Below are 19022 nucleotides of genomic sequence, written 5' to 3'. Positions count from 1 at the left end.
ATTACTGTATAACGCAGCCAAGAAGAGACAACAGCTCCATCTCATTTCTGTGTTAATGCTCTTTATTTTTCTTATATTTTGTACGTTGTTTGTTCAAATGAGGGAAAACAGGCTTGGGCTTACACTTTGCACGAATAGCATTCAAACCTCGCCCTGATTGAGTAATCTGTTGCCATAAAAACAGTGATAACTTTTTTGTAATACCGTGCGATTGAAACTGAGTTGCATCTTGTTGCCAATCGACAGTGTCACAGTATTGCTTTAATTGTAACTGATCGTTATGACGTCTTAATGCACGGTAAAGTAACACTCTCACTTGGCCCCACCGTTGATGCTTTATTGCTTTTGCATAGATAAACCAAGCCGGTAACGGGTGTGTTTTATAATAGGCGACGGTTTTAAACGCTATCATCACTATCGCCACAATAGCTGTTACTAATGTGACCAACCAATGCCAATATTGATGCAACCATGAACTGACTGTATGAGATACATGAAAAGATTGCCCTTCAAGCTTAATAGTTTTTAAAGTTTGAGTCTCAGTATCCCACCACGTTAAATGAGTAGCAGGAAAGCTTACTTGCCCCCCATTTTGAAGTACATAAACAGTCGATTCTTTTCGTTCAGAAAAATAATCACCACGGGTTTGTGAATCACTTAATTGATTGGGTTGAGGATATATTTGATAATCCGCAGTCGCTATTGGTTGAATCAGTTTTGGAATCAGCATTGCTAAGGTATTTGACCCTTTTACAATCAAGGTACGCGTGATCGCATCTCCTGCTTTTAATTCAGGGTTAGATTGACTCCATTGCTGCTCAACCGAGAAATCTCGCCCTGAAACCCATACCGATTGATCACTTAATAATCCTGATGGAATAATAGCGGAGAACGCCTGTGGTTCGGTATATAAAACCCCTGTGGCATTGGTTGAATTAGGACGTGACACTTGTACCGTTACAGCCGTTGAGGGCACCACAAAATGTCCCTCAACTTGAGGATATAATGTTATTTCCCAACGTTGATGGGTCCAGGTAATCCCCTCTTTTTTTTCGGTAAAATTCATCGCTAATTGATTGCGCTGTTTAGCCACCACATTGGGTATTTCAATCGGTGCGATTCGCGTTCCACCAGTAAACCATCGCGGTGTAATCACTTCGATATAGAGAATAATCTGTTGATTAACGGCATAGGTTGGCGTCTTACTGTCTTTTGTTTTGTGAATATTCTCTGTATCACTTAACCATGTTTTTATTGTCACTTGATCTGATTTATCAAGCATATTGGCCGTGCTTGCTTGTGCATTAACACTTATCGACAGCAATGTAAGCATAACCAAAATATAGACAACGTAGCGCTGAAAATAATGGGGAGCATTATAGGGGGGCATTATTTAATCTCCTCATTAGGCACATCTTTTATATCCACTGATTGCGAACGAAGCTGCAATTGAAATTTAGCACGTAAAAAATACTTAGGATCAGCTTCTACGCGACGTAACCATTTATCAGCCAGTGCTTGACTACCTAATATTTCGTTCGCATTAAGCGTCTCTTTTGCCATCATTGCAGCATCCACTTTTTCATCAGCGCCATCCCCTGTTTTAGGCTTATCATCACCTAATTCAAACGACTCTTCAGGACCATCAGTGCTGCCTTTTTGGCTTTCACTGATACGATTTACTTCATCAACGATGCCTTGCATAATGGCTAAATTGTTCTCGACCTGTGCTTTTAATTCCGTTTCAAGTTCACCGCTATCAAGCAATAACTGATAAAGATCACGCGCAGCAACATATTCTCTTTGCCTTGCGAGGGCATTCGCAGCATTAAAAAGACTTTGGGGTGTTTTTACTTGTAAAAAAGTACTGTGAGATAATTTATATTCACCCGCATAATAATAAGCGATGCCTTTTTTAAGAGGATCTTGATAACGCTTTGCTGCGGTTAAATAATCAAATTGATTAAAATACCATTGCCCTTGTTGATCCGGCGTCAACCAAATATTCATCCACCAATGTACTGTTTTATCCCACATCGTCACATCGGCTATCGGCTCATTTGTAACCGCTTTTAGGCTTACGGTTTCCGCATAAGTGATCGTTGAATAAAAACTTGGAAACACAATAGCGGCCACTAAACACCACTTGACTAACCACCCTTTTCTAAACCATAACAACATCAATAACATCACGGGAAACAGCAAAAAATACCCCATGTCTTTCCATGGCATTGCAGATTCATTATTTAACTGCATATGGCGTTCAATATTACGGTTAAGTGCCTTGATATCACTATCATCAATGGTCACTTCCACTACGCTCCCTTGCGTGTTTTTTGCGAGGGACTTAAGTGATGCCAAATCAAGAGGTTCATTACTGATGCGGTCTTTATTGCCCGCCGCTAACACCAATAATTGATGAGGACTGACGGCAAAATAATCTTTAAACGCTTCAATTGTTACCGAATTAACGGCGTCAGTAATGAGCAATACCGTACCTACATTTTCAGTACTTAGTTGCGGTTCAATTAACGCTAGCGCTGTTTCGGCGCTCTTGCCTTTTACTGGCATAATATCAGGCTGAATCGCCGCTAAAAAAGGCGCAAAAACAGCATCATCTTTGGTTAATGGCATCGCTAAATGCGCTGAACCTGCAAAAACGACTAATCCAGTTTTCCCCCCCTGACGTAATGCAATTAAATCTCGAATCTTTTGTTTCGCACGTTCTAAGCGATTAGGGGCAAGATCTTTTTGTAACATAGATTCACTGTTATCAAGCACAATCAATAAAGCGGCTTTATCTTCCCCAAAAGGTGAAGCTTCACGTTCCCATGTTGGACCCGCACACACAATAATGGCCACCAGCATGGATACACTTAACAACTTCAGCGGTAATTGTTTTTTCCAACCACTATCACCAATGGTTAAAACTTGACGCAAATGTTGCGGTAGTTGTTGCTGCCATTCATTGTTTGAATCTTGTTTCCAGCGTAAATAAATCACAATGGACAAAGGAACCAAGAGCAATAACCACCATGGGCGAATAAAATGAAAATTATCGACAATTTGTTGCCACATCAGGGAATTAAACATGTTTTTCTCCTGAGTGTAGCGTGGTTTTATTTAACGATGGTGTCAACTGTCGCCTCATCGTTGCAACCCCAAATCCAAACAGATACATCACCACAATTAACATAATTGGATATTGATGAACCGACTTTTTAGGTCGATATGTGGTGCTTTCATATAACTGTGGCTCTAATTTACCAATTGCCGCATAAGCTTGTTCTAACTCATTTCGATTAATGGCTTGAAATGCTTGCCCTCCAGATACTTCCGCAACCCGATTAATCACATCCATATCTAATGCTTTCTCACCAACTGTTGTAGGATCCCCCATAGCAATCATATGAATACGAACATTTTTAGCCGCAGCAACTTTAGCGGCATCAATCGGCTCAACATAGCTACCAGTATCATTACCATCAGTTAATACAATCGCGACTTTCTCTCGGGGTTTCTCATTTTGGTGTTGGGAGTCAGTTGAAGTAGAAAGTTCAGCAGATGCACTTTGTTCAAACACTTTAATCGCGAGCCCGATTGCATCACCCAAATGGGTACTTTGACCAGCCATTGCCACATCAGTTTGATTTAAGAGTGCTAACCATGCTTTTTGATCGGCTGTAAACGGTGTTTGTACAAATGCTGCGTCACCAAATAAAATCAGCCCTAAGCGATCTCCTTGACGCGTTGTTGCAAAATCAGCTAATACTTCTTTCGCTGCATCTAAGCGCGATATTTTTTGAATACCGCCATTATCAGATGCTGTTTTTGAGACAAAATCTCGCTCAGCCATTGAACCGGATAAGTCTACAACCACCATCACATCTCGCCCTAGACTTTCTCGTGTTTGTGGTGGTCCTAAAATAGTCGGCTTAGTTAATGCAAAAATTAATAAGCACCATGAAATAATAAGCAAGGCTTTTTGCCAATAACTGGCTCTTAACTGACCTGCCCCCTCAGACGGTACTTCATCTAACGCTTGGACTAGCACATCAAAAAAAGGCACTTTTATCGCTGATTGACGGGTGCGATAAGCGGGAATAAACCAATAAATAATAATCGGTAATGGTAATAGCCATAACCAATATGGATTCACTAACTCCAATTGACTAAACAACATTTTGGCCTCCATTTTTCTTTAAATGAAGTTCACCATGTTCGACTAACCATTGCTGGCATAATGTCATTAGTGCTGATAATTCTTGCTTGGATAATAGACACTGTTTTTGCACCAAAGACCGCATCCACTTCTGACCAAGATCATCATTAAAGAGTGTAGTTTGTGGTGAGCGATACTCATCTAAATCATTGAGGAATTGGTCACCAAAAGTATTGTTTTTTTGAGGGTTAAGATAAATTAATACCGCCTTCATCACTTCAAATACATCTAAAGGCCATGATAATGGCATACTGGTGCTATTTATTGAGGCTTGCATGACGCTCATCAGAGCCATTGCTTCTCGGCGGTAACGGTTATTCCACCACAACCTAATCGATTGAATAACATAATATAAAGCAACAACAATCAAAATAGCCGCAACAATTTTCCAGCCAATAGTTTGAGGAAACCAGCTCACATGATCAGGTATTGTCACCTCACTCATATTTCTTAACATGTAATTACTAGGTGGCGCATGAATGCTCATTATCGGCCTCCAATTGCACGTTTAAATTGTTCAAGATGATGACCCGACGTATCTGCTTCAATCAATGGCATCCCTTTTGTCGCCATCAGTTGAATTAATTGCTCTTTCTTTAAATCTTGATGTTTACCTAAGCCTTTATTGGCTAAGTCAAACCGCTTAGCATCACTTAAATTAAGTTGATACGATCCATCCCCCACCACCCAATGGCTGTATTGCGATGGAAACTGAGATTCAAAAGGATCAGAAATTAATACCCCTAATACATCATTATGTTTTTGTAGATGTTTCAGATGGGTAATTTCATCAACCGTGGCTCCATGCCAATCACTTAAAATAATGATGGTGGCTTCTTTGAGTTTCAAACGACCTAATAACGTAACAAATTGAGTAAATCCAACCTCATAGTTATCATTACTGCTGACATCAAGCGATTGATTCACATCAGACAATAGCTGTAATCGATGCAGCAGATCAGCTTGAGATCGCTTTGGCTTTAACCAATGTATTTGATGAGGGGTATTAATAATAAAACCAACGCGATCGCTGTCTTTAAGAATACGCCATGCGGTCAATGCCGCTAATTCTGCGGCAACCACAGATTTCATGGTATCAATGGATGAAAAGAACATACTACTGCGTTGATCGACACAAATAATAAAATTACGATCTTTCTCTTCGGTATATGAGCGAACATGGGGTTTTCCCGTTCGCAGCGTCACCTTCCAATCAAGATTACGAATGTCATCCCCTAATTGGTAATGTCGTAACTCTTCAAAATTTAACCCCCGTCCTCGAAAAATAGACGAATGGCGACCCGACAACGCTGTACCTGCTTTTAAATTGGGTAATAAACTGAAAAATCCCGCTTGAGATTGTAATTTAATTAGTTGGCTATATTCACAATGAATACGGCTATCTGTGCTTTTTTTACTCATAAAAAGCCCTACCCAATAACAACATAATCCAACAATTCATCTATCACTTGTTGTTGAGTCACACCATCAGCTAATGCGTCATAGCTCAACGTAATCCGATGTCCTAATACCGCGTGCGCCATTGCTCGAATATCATCAGGTTCAACATAATCTCTCGCTTGTAGCCATGCATAAGCACGGGCACATTTGTCTAATGCAATTGAAGCGCGAGGACTTGCTCCCACCTCTATCCAACGAGAAAGTGACGATGCTAAATAACGTTCAGGTTTGCGCGTTGCCATCACTAACGCCACAATATAACGTTCGCTAATTTCAGATATTTCCACCAGCGCAAGCTCAGCTCGTGCTTGCATCACAATGGAGGGATCTAATTGAATATTGGTATTAGTATGATTTTTTGTAATCTCAGCGGTTAACTTAGGATCGGTTTCTTCACCGCGCACAAGACGAATAATCTCAAGTTCAGCGTCATCATCAGGGTAATCAACGCTGACCTTCATTATAAATCGATCCATTTGCGCTTCGGGTAGTGGATACGTTCCTTCTTGTTCTACGGGGTTTTGCGTTGCTAACACCATAAAAAGTTCTGGTAATACGTGCGTTTTATCACCGACGGTTATTGTTCTTTCTGCCATCGCTTCCAATAACGCCGCTTGAACTTTTGCGGGTGCGCGGTTAATTTCATCAGCAAGCACAATACTATTAAAAATAGGTCCTGCTTGAAAATGCAATTGCGGTTTACCATTTAATTCTTGATAGACTTCAGTTCCTGTTACATCGGAAGGCAGTAAATCAGGCGTAAATTGAATTCGTCCAAATGAGGTCTGCAAATTATCCGCCAATGACTTAACTGAGCGTGTTTTTGCCGTGCCGGGTAATCCTTCAAGTAAAACGTGTCCCTGCGTTAATAACCCAATAACAAGTGCACGAACCACATCGGATTGACCAATCACCGATGCCTCGACTTGAGAGATAAGCGTTGTAATAGCCTGTTGAGTTTGATTCATGTTTTCTCCTTATGCCCACTTACCTGATGATTGACTACGTATTATCTTAATCAAATCCGCCATAACTATTGGTTATAGACCTCATCAATAAAGCCGTTTTTTGAGTGCATCAATGACATTTTTAGGGGCGTATTGTTCCAACTGAGTAATACAGACTTTTGCTTGTGATGATTTCGCTTTTAACAACAGATCACACTGGGCAAATAAATGTTGCGGATTTGCACTTAAACTGAACGCTGTTGCTAATGCAGTTGCTGCTTGATTGGTATTACTCTGTTCTAGAGAAAGACCATAAACATACCAATATTGCGCATTTTGAGGATCAACGGCTGTCGCTTGTTCAAAATAAGTGGATGCTTGTGCTTTGTCGTTTAGGCGTAGTAATGCAAGACCTGTGCTATAGCGTAATACCCCAGATTTAGGTTGCGCGGTGATCCCTTGTTGCATTAATTCAATACCTTTAACTTCATTGCCTTGCGCTCGATATAAATCAGCAAGATTGACATAGCTATTAACAAAATAAGGCTCAACTTTTATTGCCTTTAAATATGCCTGTTCTGCCTTTTTAAATTCTCCCTGAGCACGATAAACATTGCCTAAGTTCGTCATTCCAAAGCCTCTGTCGGCATTAAATAATTGAATTTCAATGTACTCATCTAATGCTGGAGATAACTGTTCTCGCTGTAATGGGTTCCACTCTGGCCAATATGCCGCTAATGCTCCTGCCGCTTCCGTTCGCACGCCAAGTACCTTATCGGTTAATAACGGCGATAATATCTGCCACCGATCGTAAGCTGAATATCCAGCGGAGCCTTGAATTGCGCCTAAACGTATTAATGGATCGTCATGTTTTATCGCCCGCCCCAAAGCTACGACCGTATTCTTACTTGGAAAAGCACCTAAGCGCTGTAATGCTGAACCACGAATGATCCCCGCTTGTTTTATATCTTGAGCGGTGTAAGACAGTGCATCACCTGCGCCTCGATAATTAATATCTGCGGCATAAAATGCGACCGCAAAATGTTGTTGATTTCGATAAGGTGAATCAGGGAACCATTGACCAACGTGTTTATCTGCCCAAGCATCATCTTGTTGTTGATGACATTGAGTACAGACATTGGGGGTACCAATATTTTTACTTAAATCAGGACGGGGAATTTGCCAACTATGATCACGCCGTGCGTCCACTCCCATATACGTCGTTTCAGGCATATGGCAAGTGGTACATTGTGACGCTTCCGTGTTTGCTTTATGAAAAGTATGTTTTTCGGGCGTATATTCAGATGCTATATGGCATTGACTACAGACGGCCTGCTCAGGAATCTCTAATTTGGTTGAATGCGGATTGTGACAGTTGGTACAAGTTACCCCTTTTTCAGCCATTTTTGACTGCATGAAAGAACCATAAACATAATCTTCATCATAAATCTGACCATCATTATGGTATAACTCAGACGTAATTAAGCTCGGCAAATAACTGTCTAGCAGTGAACCTTTAACGTGGGCTTGGTCTTCATTTAATTGCACTCGACGACTATGACATTGCGCACACACCGTTATTTGATCTGTAAGTTGAATTTCTTTGGGCTGCAAAGTTGAATGCCCTTCTTTAAACACCCATTCTTTGACAGACTTACTTAAATCACGTTCAAAACCATAATGAGCCGTAGTGTTTTTTTGCTCACTTTTAGCCCATGAAATATGATCACTGGCAGGCCCATGACAAGCTTCACAACCAACGTTTATTTCAAACCATTGGGTGTTATAAGTATTCGTTTTAGCATCATAATTTTTCTTAACATCGGTAGAATGACAATCTGCACACATGAAGTTCCAATTCTGGCCAGTGTTAGTCCAATAAAACGCGTCTGTATTTTCCATTTCAGGATAAAGATGATACCAACGCTGTCCTCCTTGCTCTTGCGCTCTAGCATCCCAAGCAAATGGAATCAATTGAATACGTCCATCGTCAAATTCCACCATATATTGCTGTAGTGGTTCAAAGCCAAAAGTATAACTAATTTTATAATCATGAAACTGGTTATCAGGCCCTTCAATATTGACCCAATATTGATCGCCTTTAGTAAAAAAACGATTCACTTTGCCTTTAAATGTAAACGTTACATCATTAAAATCACCCAACACACTGTTTTTATCAGCGTGTTTCATCGCCATGTCATGATCAGACCCTTGCCATGCCTTAACTTGATCGTTATGACAATCAATACACTGATCACTACCTACAAAATCCGCAGCAAAAGCCGTTGATGTCAACATCATTAGACTTATCCATACTTGGCAAAAAATAGCGAATACTGTTTTATCAATCATATACATCCTTGTATTGATATTAACTAACCCTTTGTATTTAAAATATATTATAGCGATACTTCAGATATAGCTTATATCGGATGAATTTTCCATTTACATTAGTCTTTATGTGAATAAAAGCGGCTTATTCTAGAATGAAAATGGGCCCCGAAGAGCCCAAATATTAGTCAATGCTTAATTACTTATTATGCGGTTGTTGAAGTTTTTCCATTACTTGATCCAAACTAAAACTTGCCGCTTTTTGACGTGGTGGAAACTCTTTAAAGGTTTCTAGATATTTGCCTACATACGCTTGTGCCGGAACAAACATATACGCGTGATCTAATAACCAATCATAGTAAGTATTTGACGTCACATCAGCCACTTCATATGGGTCCATACGTAAATTAAATAGTTTAGGCACACGTAAGGTCACAAAAGGTTCAGCCCAGATTTGAAGAGTACCTTTCGCGCGTTGCTCCATGAACACGGCTTTCCATTTGTTATAACGCAGCGCCGCTAAATCACCATCATCGGTAAAGTAGAAGATTTCATCACGACGTCCTTTGTCTTCTTTTCCTGTTAAATAAGGTAAGAAGTTATAACCATCAAGATGGTTTTTAAAACTCTTATTACCGAGTTTAGTGCCATCTTTTAGCTCTTCTTTAATCTTGTCATTACCTGCTGCGGCTGCAAATGTTGGTAGCCAATCCATGTGGTGCATAATTTCATTGGATACAACACCAGGCTGAATCTTACCCGGCCAACGAACCATTGCAGGAACACGGTATGCGCCTTCCCAGTTGGTATTTTTCTCACTACGGAACGGTGTTGTACCCGCATCTGGCCATGAGTTCATATGAGGGCCATTATCAGTTGAATAAAAGACAATGGTATTATCTTTAATGCCTAGCTTATCTACCGCTTTTAATAATTCACCAACATGGTTATCGTGCTCAACCATACCATCAGCATAATTACTGATACCGGTTGAACCTTGAAGCTCAGGCTTCACGTGGGTTCTAAAGTGCATACGAGTTGCATTCCACCACACAAAGAAAGGTTTATCCGCTTTCACTGCCCGTCCCATGAAATCAATCGCGGCAGCCGCCGTTTCATCATCAACCGTTTCCATACGCTTACGGGTTAATGGGCCGGTATCTTCGATCTTACCGTCAGCATAAGAATGGATGACACCACGAGGGCCAAATTTTTTGCGAAATTCTGGATCTTTAGGGTAATCAATATTTTCAGGTTCTTCCTCTGCATTTAAGTGATAAAGATTACCAAAAAATTCGTCAAAACCATGGTTTGTAGGTAGCATTTCATCTTTATCACCGAGGTGATTTTTACCAAATTGCCCCGTCATGTAACCTTGAGGTTTAAGTACTTCAGCAATGGTTGCATCTTCGGCTTGTAAACCAATATCAGCGCCAGGTAATCCGACTTTACTTAATCCAGTACGAAGCACCCCTTGCCCAGTAATAAATGTAGAACGTCCAGCGGTACACGATTGCTCACCATAATAATCGGTAAACATCATTCCTTCTTTGGCAATACTATCAATATTAGGCGTTTTATATCCCATCAGACCAAAGGTATAAGCACTAATATTAGATTGCCCAATATCATCGCCCCAAATAACTAATATATTTGGCTTTTCTGCTGCAACAGAATAGCCAGAAGCGCCCATCAAAACGGCCGCTAAAATACTTAATCGGCGTTGAGTTCCCTTTCTAACTGTCATATAAACTCCTGTATACACGAGTAAAAAACACCTTTAAATGTATAGCTCAGAGAGTACATTTTAGCTAACATGAATTAACACACAGGTCACATTTAACAGCGAAAAAATGCAACAAATAACGCCGTTACTGACAATCTTATTAATATCAACAAAATAGATTAGCAATATCCTAAGTACCTATTAAAAATAAACTTATATCACCAAAACATGAGATAAAGCTCTCACTTTTCAGCAATATCATGCTCATCGTAAAAACATATAAAACTAATAAAAATCAATATGTTAATAGAAATAATAACTTTTGGTTATAACGCCTATAAAGCGACGCATTTTTATTACTCACTTAGAGTACCTAAAATTAATCGCAACTAATGGGACTTATGCATGGCGAATCACCTTAATAAAATTGCACTTAGTATTGGACTACTTGCCGCGTCAGGATCAACAATGGCTGCATCTCAACCGAATATACTTGCCATTTTTGGTGATGATGTCGGTTATTGGAATATCAGTGCTTATAACCAAGGCATGATGGGATATAAAACCCCCAATATTGACAGAATAGCTAATGAAGGGGCACTGTTTACCGATCACTATGGACAACAATCTTGTACCGCTGGACGTGCCGCCTTTATTACAGGTCAAGAACCTTTCCGTACCGGTTTGTTAACTATCGGTATGCCTGGATCGGAGCATGGCATTCCTGATTGGGCACCAACTATCGCTGATCTATTAAAAGATCAGGGTTATATGACGGCACAATTTGGTAAAAACCATTTAGGCGATCAAGATAAACATTTACCAACCAACCATGGCTTTGACGAATTTTTTGGTAATCTTTATCACTTAAATGCCGAGGAAGAACCTGAGACCTATTACTACCCTAAAGATCCAGAATTTCATAAAAACTATGGCCCTCGTGGTGTAATCAAATCCTATGCTGACGGTAAAATCGAAGATACCGGACCAATGACACGTAAACGTATGGAGCATGCCGATGAAGAATTCCTAAGTTCTTCTTTGGCCTTTATGGAAAAAGCCGTTAAAGCTAATAAACCATTCTTTATCTGGCATAACACTACACGTATGCACGTTTGGACACGATTGCAAGAAAAATACCGTGGCGCATCAGGTGTCAGCATTTATGCAGATGGCATGATGGAACATGATGATCAAGTGGGTATTTTATTGGATAAACTTGATGAGCTCGGCATTACTGATAATACTATCGTTATTTATTCCACCGATAATGGCGCTGAAACAGTAACGTGGCCTGATGGCGGTGCTACACCATTTTATGGCGAAAAAGGCACAACATGGGAAGGCGGTATGCGTGTGCCTCAGTTAGTACGTTGGCCGGGCACAATCAAACCTGGAACTAAAATTAATGAAATGATGGCACACCAAGATTGGCTTCCAACCTTACTTGATGCTGCTGGTGTTCCAGATGTAAAAGAAAAACTGGCTAAAGGCTATAAAGCCAATGGCAAAGAATTTAAAGTTCATATTGATGGTTACGATTTCAAACCACTATTTGAAGGCAAAGTAGATAAAGGACCACGTGAATCACTGCTTTATTTCACGGCTAATGGTGAGTTAAATGCTGTGCGCTGGAAAGATTGGAAACTGAATTTCGCCGTAATGGATGGCAATATCTCAAATGCCGTTCGTCAATCACCAAACTGGCCTCAGATTATCCATCTACGTGCAGACCCATTTGAAAAAGCGCCTCATGAATCTGGAATGTATCTACGTTGGATGGCTGACAACATGTGGTTATTCGTACCCATGCAAGACGTATTAAGCCAATTCTTTGAGACCCTGCCTAATTACCCAATGCAGGTAAGTACCCAAATGAATCCTGCTGCCATCAACGCTGAGTCACTTGGATTAAAAGCGAAAATGCAGCAATTAGATAAGCTGCAACAACAAATGGAAAAATTAAACATTAAGTAGTTAATTACAAACAATAAAAAAGCACCATTTCGGTGCTTTTTTTATTTTATCGTAAAAAATAACTGCTATGCCGACTCTTTAACTAAAGCGACAATCGTCCATCCCGCTTTTGCTTCTTGCGTTGAAGTGACGGTAAACGGAACAAGATTTTGCTTTAAATCAATCGCAAACAATGGAATAAGTGATGAACCTTTATACTGCTGAAAATAATCTTCCAGTGTAAAGTTATCACTTAATTTAGTGTGTTTAATTTCTCCACCTTGGTTAATTAAACTCGCCAATTTTTTATAACTGATATCATCGCCAAATAGAACCGATCCGCTGTGAGCTTGAGTCGCAGAGTGCTTCTCTAGGCCACTATTATGCCGACGACCATTTAAACGAAAAATATTACGTTGTCCAAAATCTGTTTCATAATGGCTGGCGGCAACTGCATTAAAGTGTTTATCTGGAGTAAGTGCTAACAAATGGCCCACCCCAATTAAATCCAAATATTCATCAGCATGACTAGAGACCGCATTACCATAATAGGTTTCTAAACCGGCCATTCGAGCTGCGCGAATATAATCCCAGTTAGAATCAGTCATCACCACTCGACAATCGTATTTTTTAAGCGCTAATCCAATTTCTCGCGCAACATCATTAGCGCCAACAATTAAGAAGCCCTTTGGTGATGGTTCAGCAACCCCTAATAAACGAGCAATAGGACGAGCAGTTAAACTTTGTAGTACCACCGTGCCGATAATCACCATGAAAGTCAGTGGTACTAACAGTTGAGCTCCAGCAACACCATCATCGATTAATTTCAATGCAAATAAAGCTGAAATTGCTGCGGCAACAATACCTCTAGGTGCAACCCAAGCTAAAAATAATTTTTCTTTAAATGCTAACTGACTAAACATTGTCGAAATAAAAATAGACGCAGGTCTTGCAACTAATTGAATCACCACAAATAACGTAATAGCCCCCCAACCTAATGCATGGAAATCAGCCAATTGAATACGGGATGCTAGAATTAAAAATAACCCTGAGATTAATAAAATAGTCAGGTTTTCTTTAAAGTGAAGAATATGGCGAATATCAACATCTTTTGCATTAGCAAGCCACATACCCATAACGGTAACAGCTAATAATCCAGCTTCAGATTCAAGCACATTCGCGCCAGCAAACACGCCCAACACAACGGCCAATACAGCAAACGGTTGTAAATATTCTGGTAAAAGATGATTACGCAGCACATAAGCGATAAACCACCCCGCTACAGCACCAATGACGAGTCCAACCAACAGCATTAAACCAAAGACTTCAAGGCTGTGCATTTGGCTACTAGAAACAATAAACTCGTATACGATCACCACAAAGATCGCCCCAATAGGGTCAATCAATATTCCTTCCCAACGTAAAATATTGGCAAGTTTAGCTTGTGGTCTTACTGTCCGTAATAAAGGCACTATCACTGTTGGCCCCGTTACAACAGTCATAGAGCCAAACAAGAACGCCAATGACCAACTGAAATCTAATAAATAGTGCGTTGCAATACTGGTAATAACCCATGTAATAATCGCACCAATAGTAACAATACTTTTTACGTTTTTTCGCACCGTTTTTATTTCAGCAAAGTTTAAGGTTAGGCTCCCCTCAAACAAAATTACGGCCACGGCTAATGAAATCAGTGGAAACAGTAAATCACCAAACAGAATATTAGGGTTAAATATGCCTGTCACAGGGCCAATTAATAAACCAGCAATAAGCAATAATAAAATCGCGGGTAATTTCATACGCCATGCAAGCCATTGACATCCAAGCCCTAGTACCCCAAGGCCTGCAATCGTCAATCCAATCATTTCTTGATGCATAAATGGATACTCTTTAAAAAATACAACACAAATAGCAGCACGATGTCATCCCCTTAAATCATTAGCTTGAGAATGCTAATTTAGAGACAATGTATGCACATACGCTACAATTAAATCACAATACAGATACAATAAACTAGCAACCATTATGATTATTCTGTTTTACAATAACAAAAAAGCCGATGGTGGCTTTATTTACAAAGCACAACATCGGCATAATTATAATGGTTATAAGGGCTGGTATGTCAGTTAACGTAGTTGACGTGAACGGAAGTTACGACCTTTAATACGACCTTTTTCTAATTTTTGTAAAGCCTCACGAGCGACCTCACGTTTAACTGCAACATAAGCACAGTGATCAAATACATTGATCTTACCCACAGCTGCGCCCGCAATACCTTTATCACCCGTTAATGCGCCTAAAATATCACCCGGACGTACTTTTTGCTTCTTACCGCCATCGATCATTAACGTGATCATTTCAGGACGGAAAGTCGGTTGATCTAATAAATTACCGGCAGGTAAAGCTTCGCCTTCAATGTCACGATCAAGATAATCTTCAAGTAATTTAACTTTGTAATGCTCTTTATCGCTAAATAATGAACATGCAATACCTTTACTACCCGCACGACCAGTACGGCCAATACGGTGAACGTGCACTTCTGTATCACGTGCTAAATGGTAATTAATTACCATATCAAGATTATCAATATCTAAGCCACGAGCTGCAACGTCAGTCGCCACTAGGATTGATTTACTTTTATTAGAGAACAGAACTAAAGTACGGTCACGCTCACGTTGTTCTAAGTCACCATGCAATGCAATAGAACTGAAGCCAAAGTCTTCTAAGTCATCAGACATCTCTTGTGCTTCACGTTTGGTGTTACAGAAGATCACACATGATTCTGGACGATGCTGATTCAATAATAAACGCACAGCATCTAAACGCGCTTCATTACCACTTACTTTGTAAAAGTGCTGTGAGATACTGCTATCGTCATGGCTAGATTCTACTTTTACTTGCACTGGGTTTTTCATGATGCGCTTTGCAATAGAAGCAATTTGATCTGGGTAAGTTGCACTGAATAACAATGTTTGGCGATCACTTGGAGCGGCATCAATAATCACGTCTAATGAGTCTTGAAAACCCATTTCTAGCATACGGTCAGCTTCATCAAGCACTAACGTGTTTAGCTCATCAAGGCATAAGAAACCTTTTTGAACATGCTCTTCAATACGACCAGGCGTACCCACAATAATGTGCGCACCGTGTTCTAATGAACCAATTTGAGGTCCAAATGGCATACCACCACATAAAGTCAGCACTTTAATGTTATGAATAGCACGCGCTAAACGACGAATCTCTTTAGCCACTTGATCGGCAAGTTCACGTGTTGGACATAATACTAACGTCTGTACACGGAAACGTTTTACATTAAGGTTATTTAATAATCCTAAGCCAAACGCTGCGGTTTTACCTGATCCTGTTTTACCTTGAGCAATGACATCCTTGCCATCAATAATAAGTGGAAGACTCTGAGCTTGAATAGGTGTCATTGCTTCATAACCTAAAGAGTCTAAGTTACTCAATAGATCAGAATGAAGATTTAAGGTAGAAAATGCCGTCTGACTCAAAATGATGTCCTGTAAACGTCAACATACCCATCTCACCGTAAAAAGAGGTGTCGATATGCTGTTTAATATAAGGTTGCACGCTATAACACATGCATAAGGGCTGCGACACTAACAGCTAATGACTACGCTGACAATGCTATAAATAAACACGCTTATTTTAGCAAACATAATTTATTTTTGAAAATGCTACCACAGCAGTCCTAATTAGCACTGGCAACCCATCAATAATCCCCCTTTCTTGGCTGACGTTATCCCTGTTACGTATTATAAAATCGCGGCTCATATATACCCGACCAATTTAGTCGGGTATGCTGTTTTTCATAAACGTTATCGATTATTACGCCCAATAAAAACAAGGAAATATCATGAGTCAGTATGTTGTTTGTGCTCTGTATAAATTTGTCGATCTAAAGCATTATCTTACATTGCGTCAACCCATGCAGGATCTGATGGAAAAGCATCACATTCGAGGCACCTTATTACTGGCAAGTGAAGGCATTAACGGTACTGTTGCCGCTGATCGTAAAGGCATTGATACATTATTAGCATGGTTAAATGCTGATGCCTCCCTCGCAGGTATTGTTTATAAAGAGTCACTTTCGAATTCTCAGCCGTTTAATCGTTCTAAAGTAAAGATCAAAAAAGAGATCGTAACGCTAGGCATTGAAGGGATTGATCCTCGCCATGTTGTAGGCACTTACGTAAAACCCAGCGCATGGAATGATCTTATTGCCGATCCTAATGTATTGGTTGTAGATACTCGTAATGATTATGAAGTTAAAATCGGAACATTTAAAGGCGCAGTTAACCCCAATACCAACACATTCAGAGAATTTCCTGATTATGTTAAAAAAAACATGGATCCGACTAAACATAAAAAAGTCGCGATGTTTTGTACTGGGGGGATCCGTTGTGAAAAATCCACTGCATATATGAAACAACAAGGCTTTGAGGACGTTTACCACCTTGAAGGTGGCATTTTAAAATACCTTGAAGAAGTTTCACCACAAGATAGCTTATGGCAAGGTGACTGCTATGTATTTGATGGCCGCGTCGCTGTAAATCATCAATTAGAACAAGCTGATTATGATATTTGTAACGCGTGTCGATTACCTATTACCGTCGCAGACAAACAATCGAATTTATATGAACAAGGTGTAAGCTGTCCTAAATGCCATGGCCACCACTCTTTGCAACAACTGGCACGATTTAGAGAACGTGAAAAACAGATCGCTTTAGCAATAGCACGCGGTGAGCAACATATTGGTGCTGAAAGTAGCTACCATAAAACACTTCGACGTACAGAAAAGTTGGCTCGAAAAAAAGAACAACGAGGCCAAGATTAACCTCAGTTAATGCAAGTTAAGTTCACTACGTGAAAAATTGCACAACCTACGTTGCTGTGCGATCATAATATTATCGATTTGAGATATCGCTACTCTACCAACGTCTATTATTATTGATGGGTAGAGCAGCTGTGATCCCCTTTACAGCAGGAATTAACCTTTATGAGTCAACAAGACAATGACCTCATCAAAGCAAGTGAAAATAACTTACAAAATGAATTTAATACTCCCCAATTTCAAATTGCTCGAGTACTGAGTATTACATTTAATGTCATTCTAATTCTTGCTCAAATAAAATTACTCAAAGACCACGAAATTGATATAAAAACCTATGGTGTTTTCATTTTTTGTAATATCAGTATATTAGTTAATATCCTTGCACCAAGGCTAACAAAATTAACACTAAAACAAGTAGGTAAGTACACAGCAATACCAACTATCATTAGTGTGTTTTTATTTCTTAGCCAAACCTTCGCTTAGATAGACAATAAATATCTGATTAATCACCTAACGAAATTAAGTGATTAATCAGCTATTGAGTAAAACGATAACAATTAATATTATAACGGTTATTCTCTTTTACTCTTTCCTTTAATAAGCTTTTATATCAAATTTTAATAGCATTCGAGGTAACACATCATCAAGGTTTTGCACATCATTATCATTTAATTCAATGAGATTGAATCCATACTTTGTATACAGATCTTGTTTTATTTTCTTACGACTAGCATATTTAGGATCATCTTCTAATCCCCAAAATTCGATATATACCTTGCCAGTTGGAAGATAAAAATCACAATATAAATCTTCTTCAATCGGTAATTTTCGCTCATAGGCATGTACTATACCCGCCATATATAGCCAATTATCAATCAGCATTTCAGCTTTAGAGCGAACATAATGACCATCAGCGGCACGGTGTTTCGCTTCAAATTTTTGTCTAAAGTTAGATACGGAATTATCGGTACTTTTAACCTCTGCATTTATGCCTGTAATTTCATTAACAGAATGCAGTAAACTGCTATTTTTTAGTACTGTTTCATCCCATATTACATAGGGGATACCCGTACGTGAGTCTTCTTTTTGAACACCACCTAATCGAGAGCCAGATTGACTGACTTTCCAACCTTTTACCGCTTTATTGATCCAGCCTAATTCATCAAGTATTTAGTTTATCTTCTGTGATGATAATTTAAAATGGGTACTTATTTGAGTTGCTGATAGTTTTTTCCCATCAAACAATGGCGTAGTAATAATTTCTAATGCTTCAAGCCAAACGATATACTGTCCAAACTGAGATGATTGTTTATATTCCCCTTGTGCGGCTTTACCAATATCTGTTAACAACCATTCTTTATTATCACGAATAATATAACCAGCTTCAGCTAACTCACTAAATAAATTCTTAGCAACCAACCCCTTTGCTTTTGCTAACTGCGACGTTGATATTTTAGATGTCATCATACTCATCACCATAGTTAAATTTATAATAATATTAACTTTAGTGACCAATAGTTATAA

The 19022-nt window shown here is 39.4% G+C and carries 13 protein-coding genes and 1 pseudogene; 3 read left to right on the top strand and 11 right to left on the bottom strand.

Going from position 1 to position 19022, the window contains the following annotated elements; all coding sequences use genetic code 11:
• Window positions 1-52 precede the first annotated feature (52 nt).
• From ACJZU6_RS16760 to ACJZU6_RS16725, 8 genes are all read right to left on the bottom strand, one after another.
• Window positions 53-1390, bottom strand: coding sequence for a hypothetical protein (locus ACJZU6_RS16760; RefSeq protein ID WP_408901454.1), 1338 nt, complete (start codon window positions 1388-1390; stop codon window positions 53-55).
• The gene (locus ACJZU6_RS16755; protein ID WP_408901453.1) at window positions 1390-3093 is read right to left on the bottom strand and encodes a vWA domain-containing protein; all 1704 of its coding nucleotides are present in this window, start codon (window positions 3091-3093) and stop codon (window positions 1390-1392) included. Before ACJZU6_RS16755 ends, ACJZU6_RS16760 begins: the two co-directional genes overlap by 1 nt.
• Window positions 3086-4183, bottom strand: a complete 1098-nt coding sequence (locus ACJZU6_RS16750; protein WP_107276668.1) for a VWA domain-containing protein — start codon at window positions 4181-4183, stop codon at window positions 3086-3088. Before ACJZU6_RS16750 ends, ACJZU6_RS16755 begins: the two co-directional genes overlap by 8 nt.
• Window positions 4173-4709: a DUF4381 domain-containing protein gene (locus ACJZU6_RS16745; protein ID WP_408901452.1), complete on the bottom strand. Its 537-nt coding sequence runs from the start codon at window positions 4707-4709 to the stop codon at window positions 4173-4175. The genes ACJZU6_RS16750 and ACJZU6_RS16745 overlap by 11 nt, the downstream gene beginning before the upstream one ends.
• Window positions 4709-5644 carry a DUF58 domain-containing protein gene (locus ACJZU6_RS16740; RefSeq protein WP_408901451.1) on the bottom strand — a complete coding sequence of 312 codons (936 nt, stop codon included), beginning with the start codon at window positions 5642-5644 and terminating at the stop codon, window positions 4709-4711. The genes ACJZU6_RS16745 and ACJZU6_RS16740 overlap by 1 nt, the downstream gene beginning before the upstream one ends.
• Window positions 5645-5652: 8 nt before the next feature.
• Window positions 5653-6651 (bottom strand): MoxR family ATPase, encoded by a 999-nt coding sequence (locus ACJZU6_RS16735; protein WP_080156426.1) that lies wholly within the window; start codon window positions 6649-6651, stop codon window positions 5653-5655.
• 84 nt (window positions 6652-6735) lie between these two features.
• On the bottom strand, window positions 6736-8931 hold the full coding sequence (locus tag ACJZU6_RS16730) for a tetratricopeptide repeat protein (protein WP_408901532.1): 2196 nt from the start codon (window positions 8929-8931) through the stop codon (window positions 6736-6738).
• A 229-nt stretch (window positions 8932-9160) separates the two neighbouring features.
• Entirely contained in the window at window positions 9161-10708 is a 1548-nt protein-coding gene (locus ACJZU6_RS16725) for an arylsulfatase (RefSeq protein ID WP_080156428.1), read from the bottom strand.
• A gap of 384 nt (window positions 10709-11092) precedes the next feature.
• Between ACJZU6_RS16725 and ACJZU6_RS16720 the strand changes: the two genes are divergently transcribed.
• Complete coding sequence (locus ACJZU6_RS16720) at window positions 11093-12664, top strand: arylsulfatase (protein ID WP_408901450.1); 1572 nt, start codon at window positions 11093-11095, stop codon at window positions 12662-12664.
• Between the two features lie 65 nt (window positions 12665-12729).
• Here the strand turns inward: ACJZU6_RS16720 and ACJZU6_RS16715 are convergent, their stop codons facing one another.
• The gene (locus ACJZU6_RS16715; protein ID WP_408901449.1) at window positions 12730-14520 is read right to left on the bottom strand and encodes a cation:proton antiporter; all 1791 of its coding nucleotides are present in this window, start codon (window positions 14518-14520) and stop codon (window positions 12730-12732) included.
• A gap of 249 nt (window positions 14521-14769) precedes the next feature.
• Window positions 14770-16155, bottom strand: a complete 1386-nt coding sequence (dbpA, locus tag ACJZU6_RS16710; protein WP_080156431.1) for an ATP-dependent RNA helicase DbpA — start codon at window positions 16153-16155, stop codon at window positions 14770-14772.
• 365 nt (window positions 16156-16520) lie between these two features.
• On the opposite strand from dbpA, the gene ACJZU6_RS16705 reads away from it, so the two are divergent.
• On the top strand, window positions 16521-17501 hold the full coding sequence (locus ACJZU6_RS16705) for a rhodanese-related sulfurtransferase (protein ID WP_408901448.1): 981 nt from the start codon (window positions 16521-16523) through the stop codon (window positions 17499-17501).
• Window positions 17502-17663: 162 nt separating this feature from the next.
• On the top strand, window positions 17664-17981 hold the full coding sequence (locus ACJZU6_RS16700; protein WP_080156433.1) for a fumarate hydratase: 318 nt from the start codon (window positions 17664-17666) through the stop codon (window positions 17979-17981).
• Window positions 17982-18092: 111 nt separating this feature from the next.
• On the opposite strand, the pseudogene ACJZU6_RS16695 reads toward ACJZU6_RS16700, so the two are convergent.
• A pseudogene (locus ACJZU6_RS16695) lies at window positions 18093-18962 on the bottom strand (glycerol kinase).
• Window positions 18963-19022 lie beyond the last annotated feature (60 nt).

The sequence above is a fragment of the Photobacterium piscicola genome, assembly GCF_046058925.1.
Classification (GTDB): domain Bacteria; phylum Pseudomonadota; class Gammaproteobacteria; order Enterobacterales; family Vibrionaceae; genus Photobacterium; species Photobacterium piscicola.
The sequence above is the reverse complement of the archived record's forward strand: the minus strand, read 5'-3'. Positions and strand labels throughout refer to the sequence as shown.

Coding starts and splice junctions, on each gene's coding strand:
- ACJZU6_RS16760 (WP_408901454.1), bottom strand. CDS start 1,390: ATGCCCCCCTATAATGCTCCCCATTATTTTCAGCGCTACGTTGTCTAT.
- ACJZU6_RS16755 (WP_408901453.1), bottom strand. CDS start 3,093: ATGTTTAATTCCCTGATGTGGCAACAAATTGTCGATAATTTTCATTTT.
- ACJZU6_RS16750 (WP_107276668.1), bottom strand. CDS start 4,183: ATGTTGTTTAGTCAATTGGAGTTAGTGAATCCATATTGGTTATGGCTA.
- ACJZU6_RS16745 (WP_408901452.1), bottom strand. CDS start 4,709: ATGAGCATTCATGCGCCACCTAGTAATTACATGTTAAGAAATATGAGT.
- ACJZU6_RS16740 (WP_408901451.1), bottom strand. CDS start 5,644: ATGAGTAAAAAAAGCACAGATAGCCGTATTCATTGTGAATATAGCCAA.
- ACJZU6_RS16735 (WP_080156426.1), bottom strand. CDS start 6,651: ATGAATCAAACTCAACAGGCTATTACAACGCTTATCTCTCAAGTCGAG.
- ACJZU6_RS16730 (WP_408901532.1), bottom strand. CDS start 8,931: ATGATGTTGACATCAACGGCTTTTGCTGCGGATTTTGTAGGTAGTGAT.
- ACJZU6_RS16725 (WP_080156428.1), bottom strand. CDS start 10,708: ATGACAGTTAGAAAGGGAACTCAACGCCGATTAAGTATTTTAGCGGCC.
- ACJZU6_RS16720 (WP_408901450.1), top strand. CDS start 11,093: ATGGCGAATCACCTTAATAAAATTGCACTTAGTATTGGACTACTTGCC.
- ACJZU6_RS16715 (WP_408901449.1), bottom strand. CDS start 14,520: ATGCATCAAGAAATGATTGGATTGACGATTGCAGGCCTTGGGGTACTA.
- ACJZU6_RS16705 (WP_408901448.1), top strand. CDS start 16,521: ATGAGTCAGTATGTTGTTTGTGCTCTGTATAAATTTGTCGATCTAAAG.
- ACJZU6_RS16700 (WP_080156433.1), top strand. CDS start 17,664: ATGAGTCAACAAGACAATGACCTCATCAAAGCAAGTGAAAATAACTTA.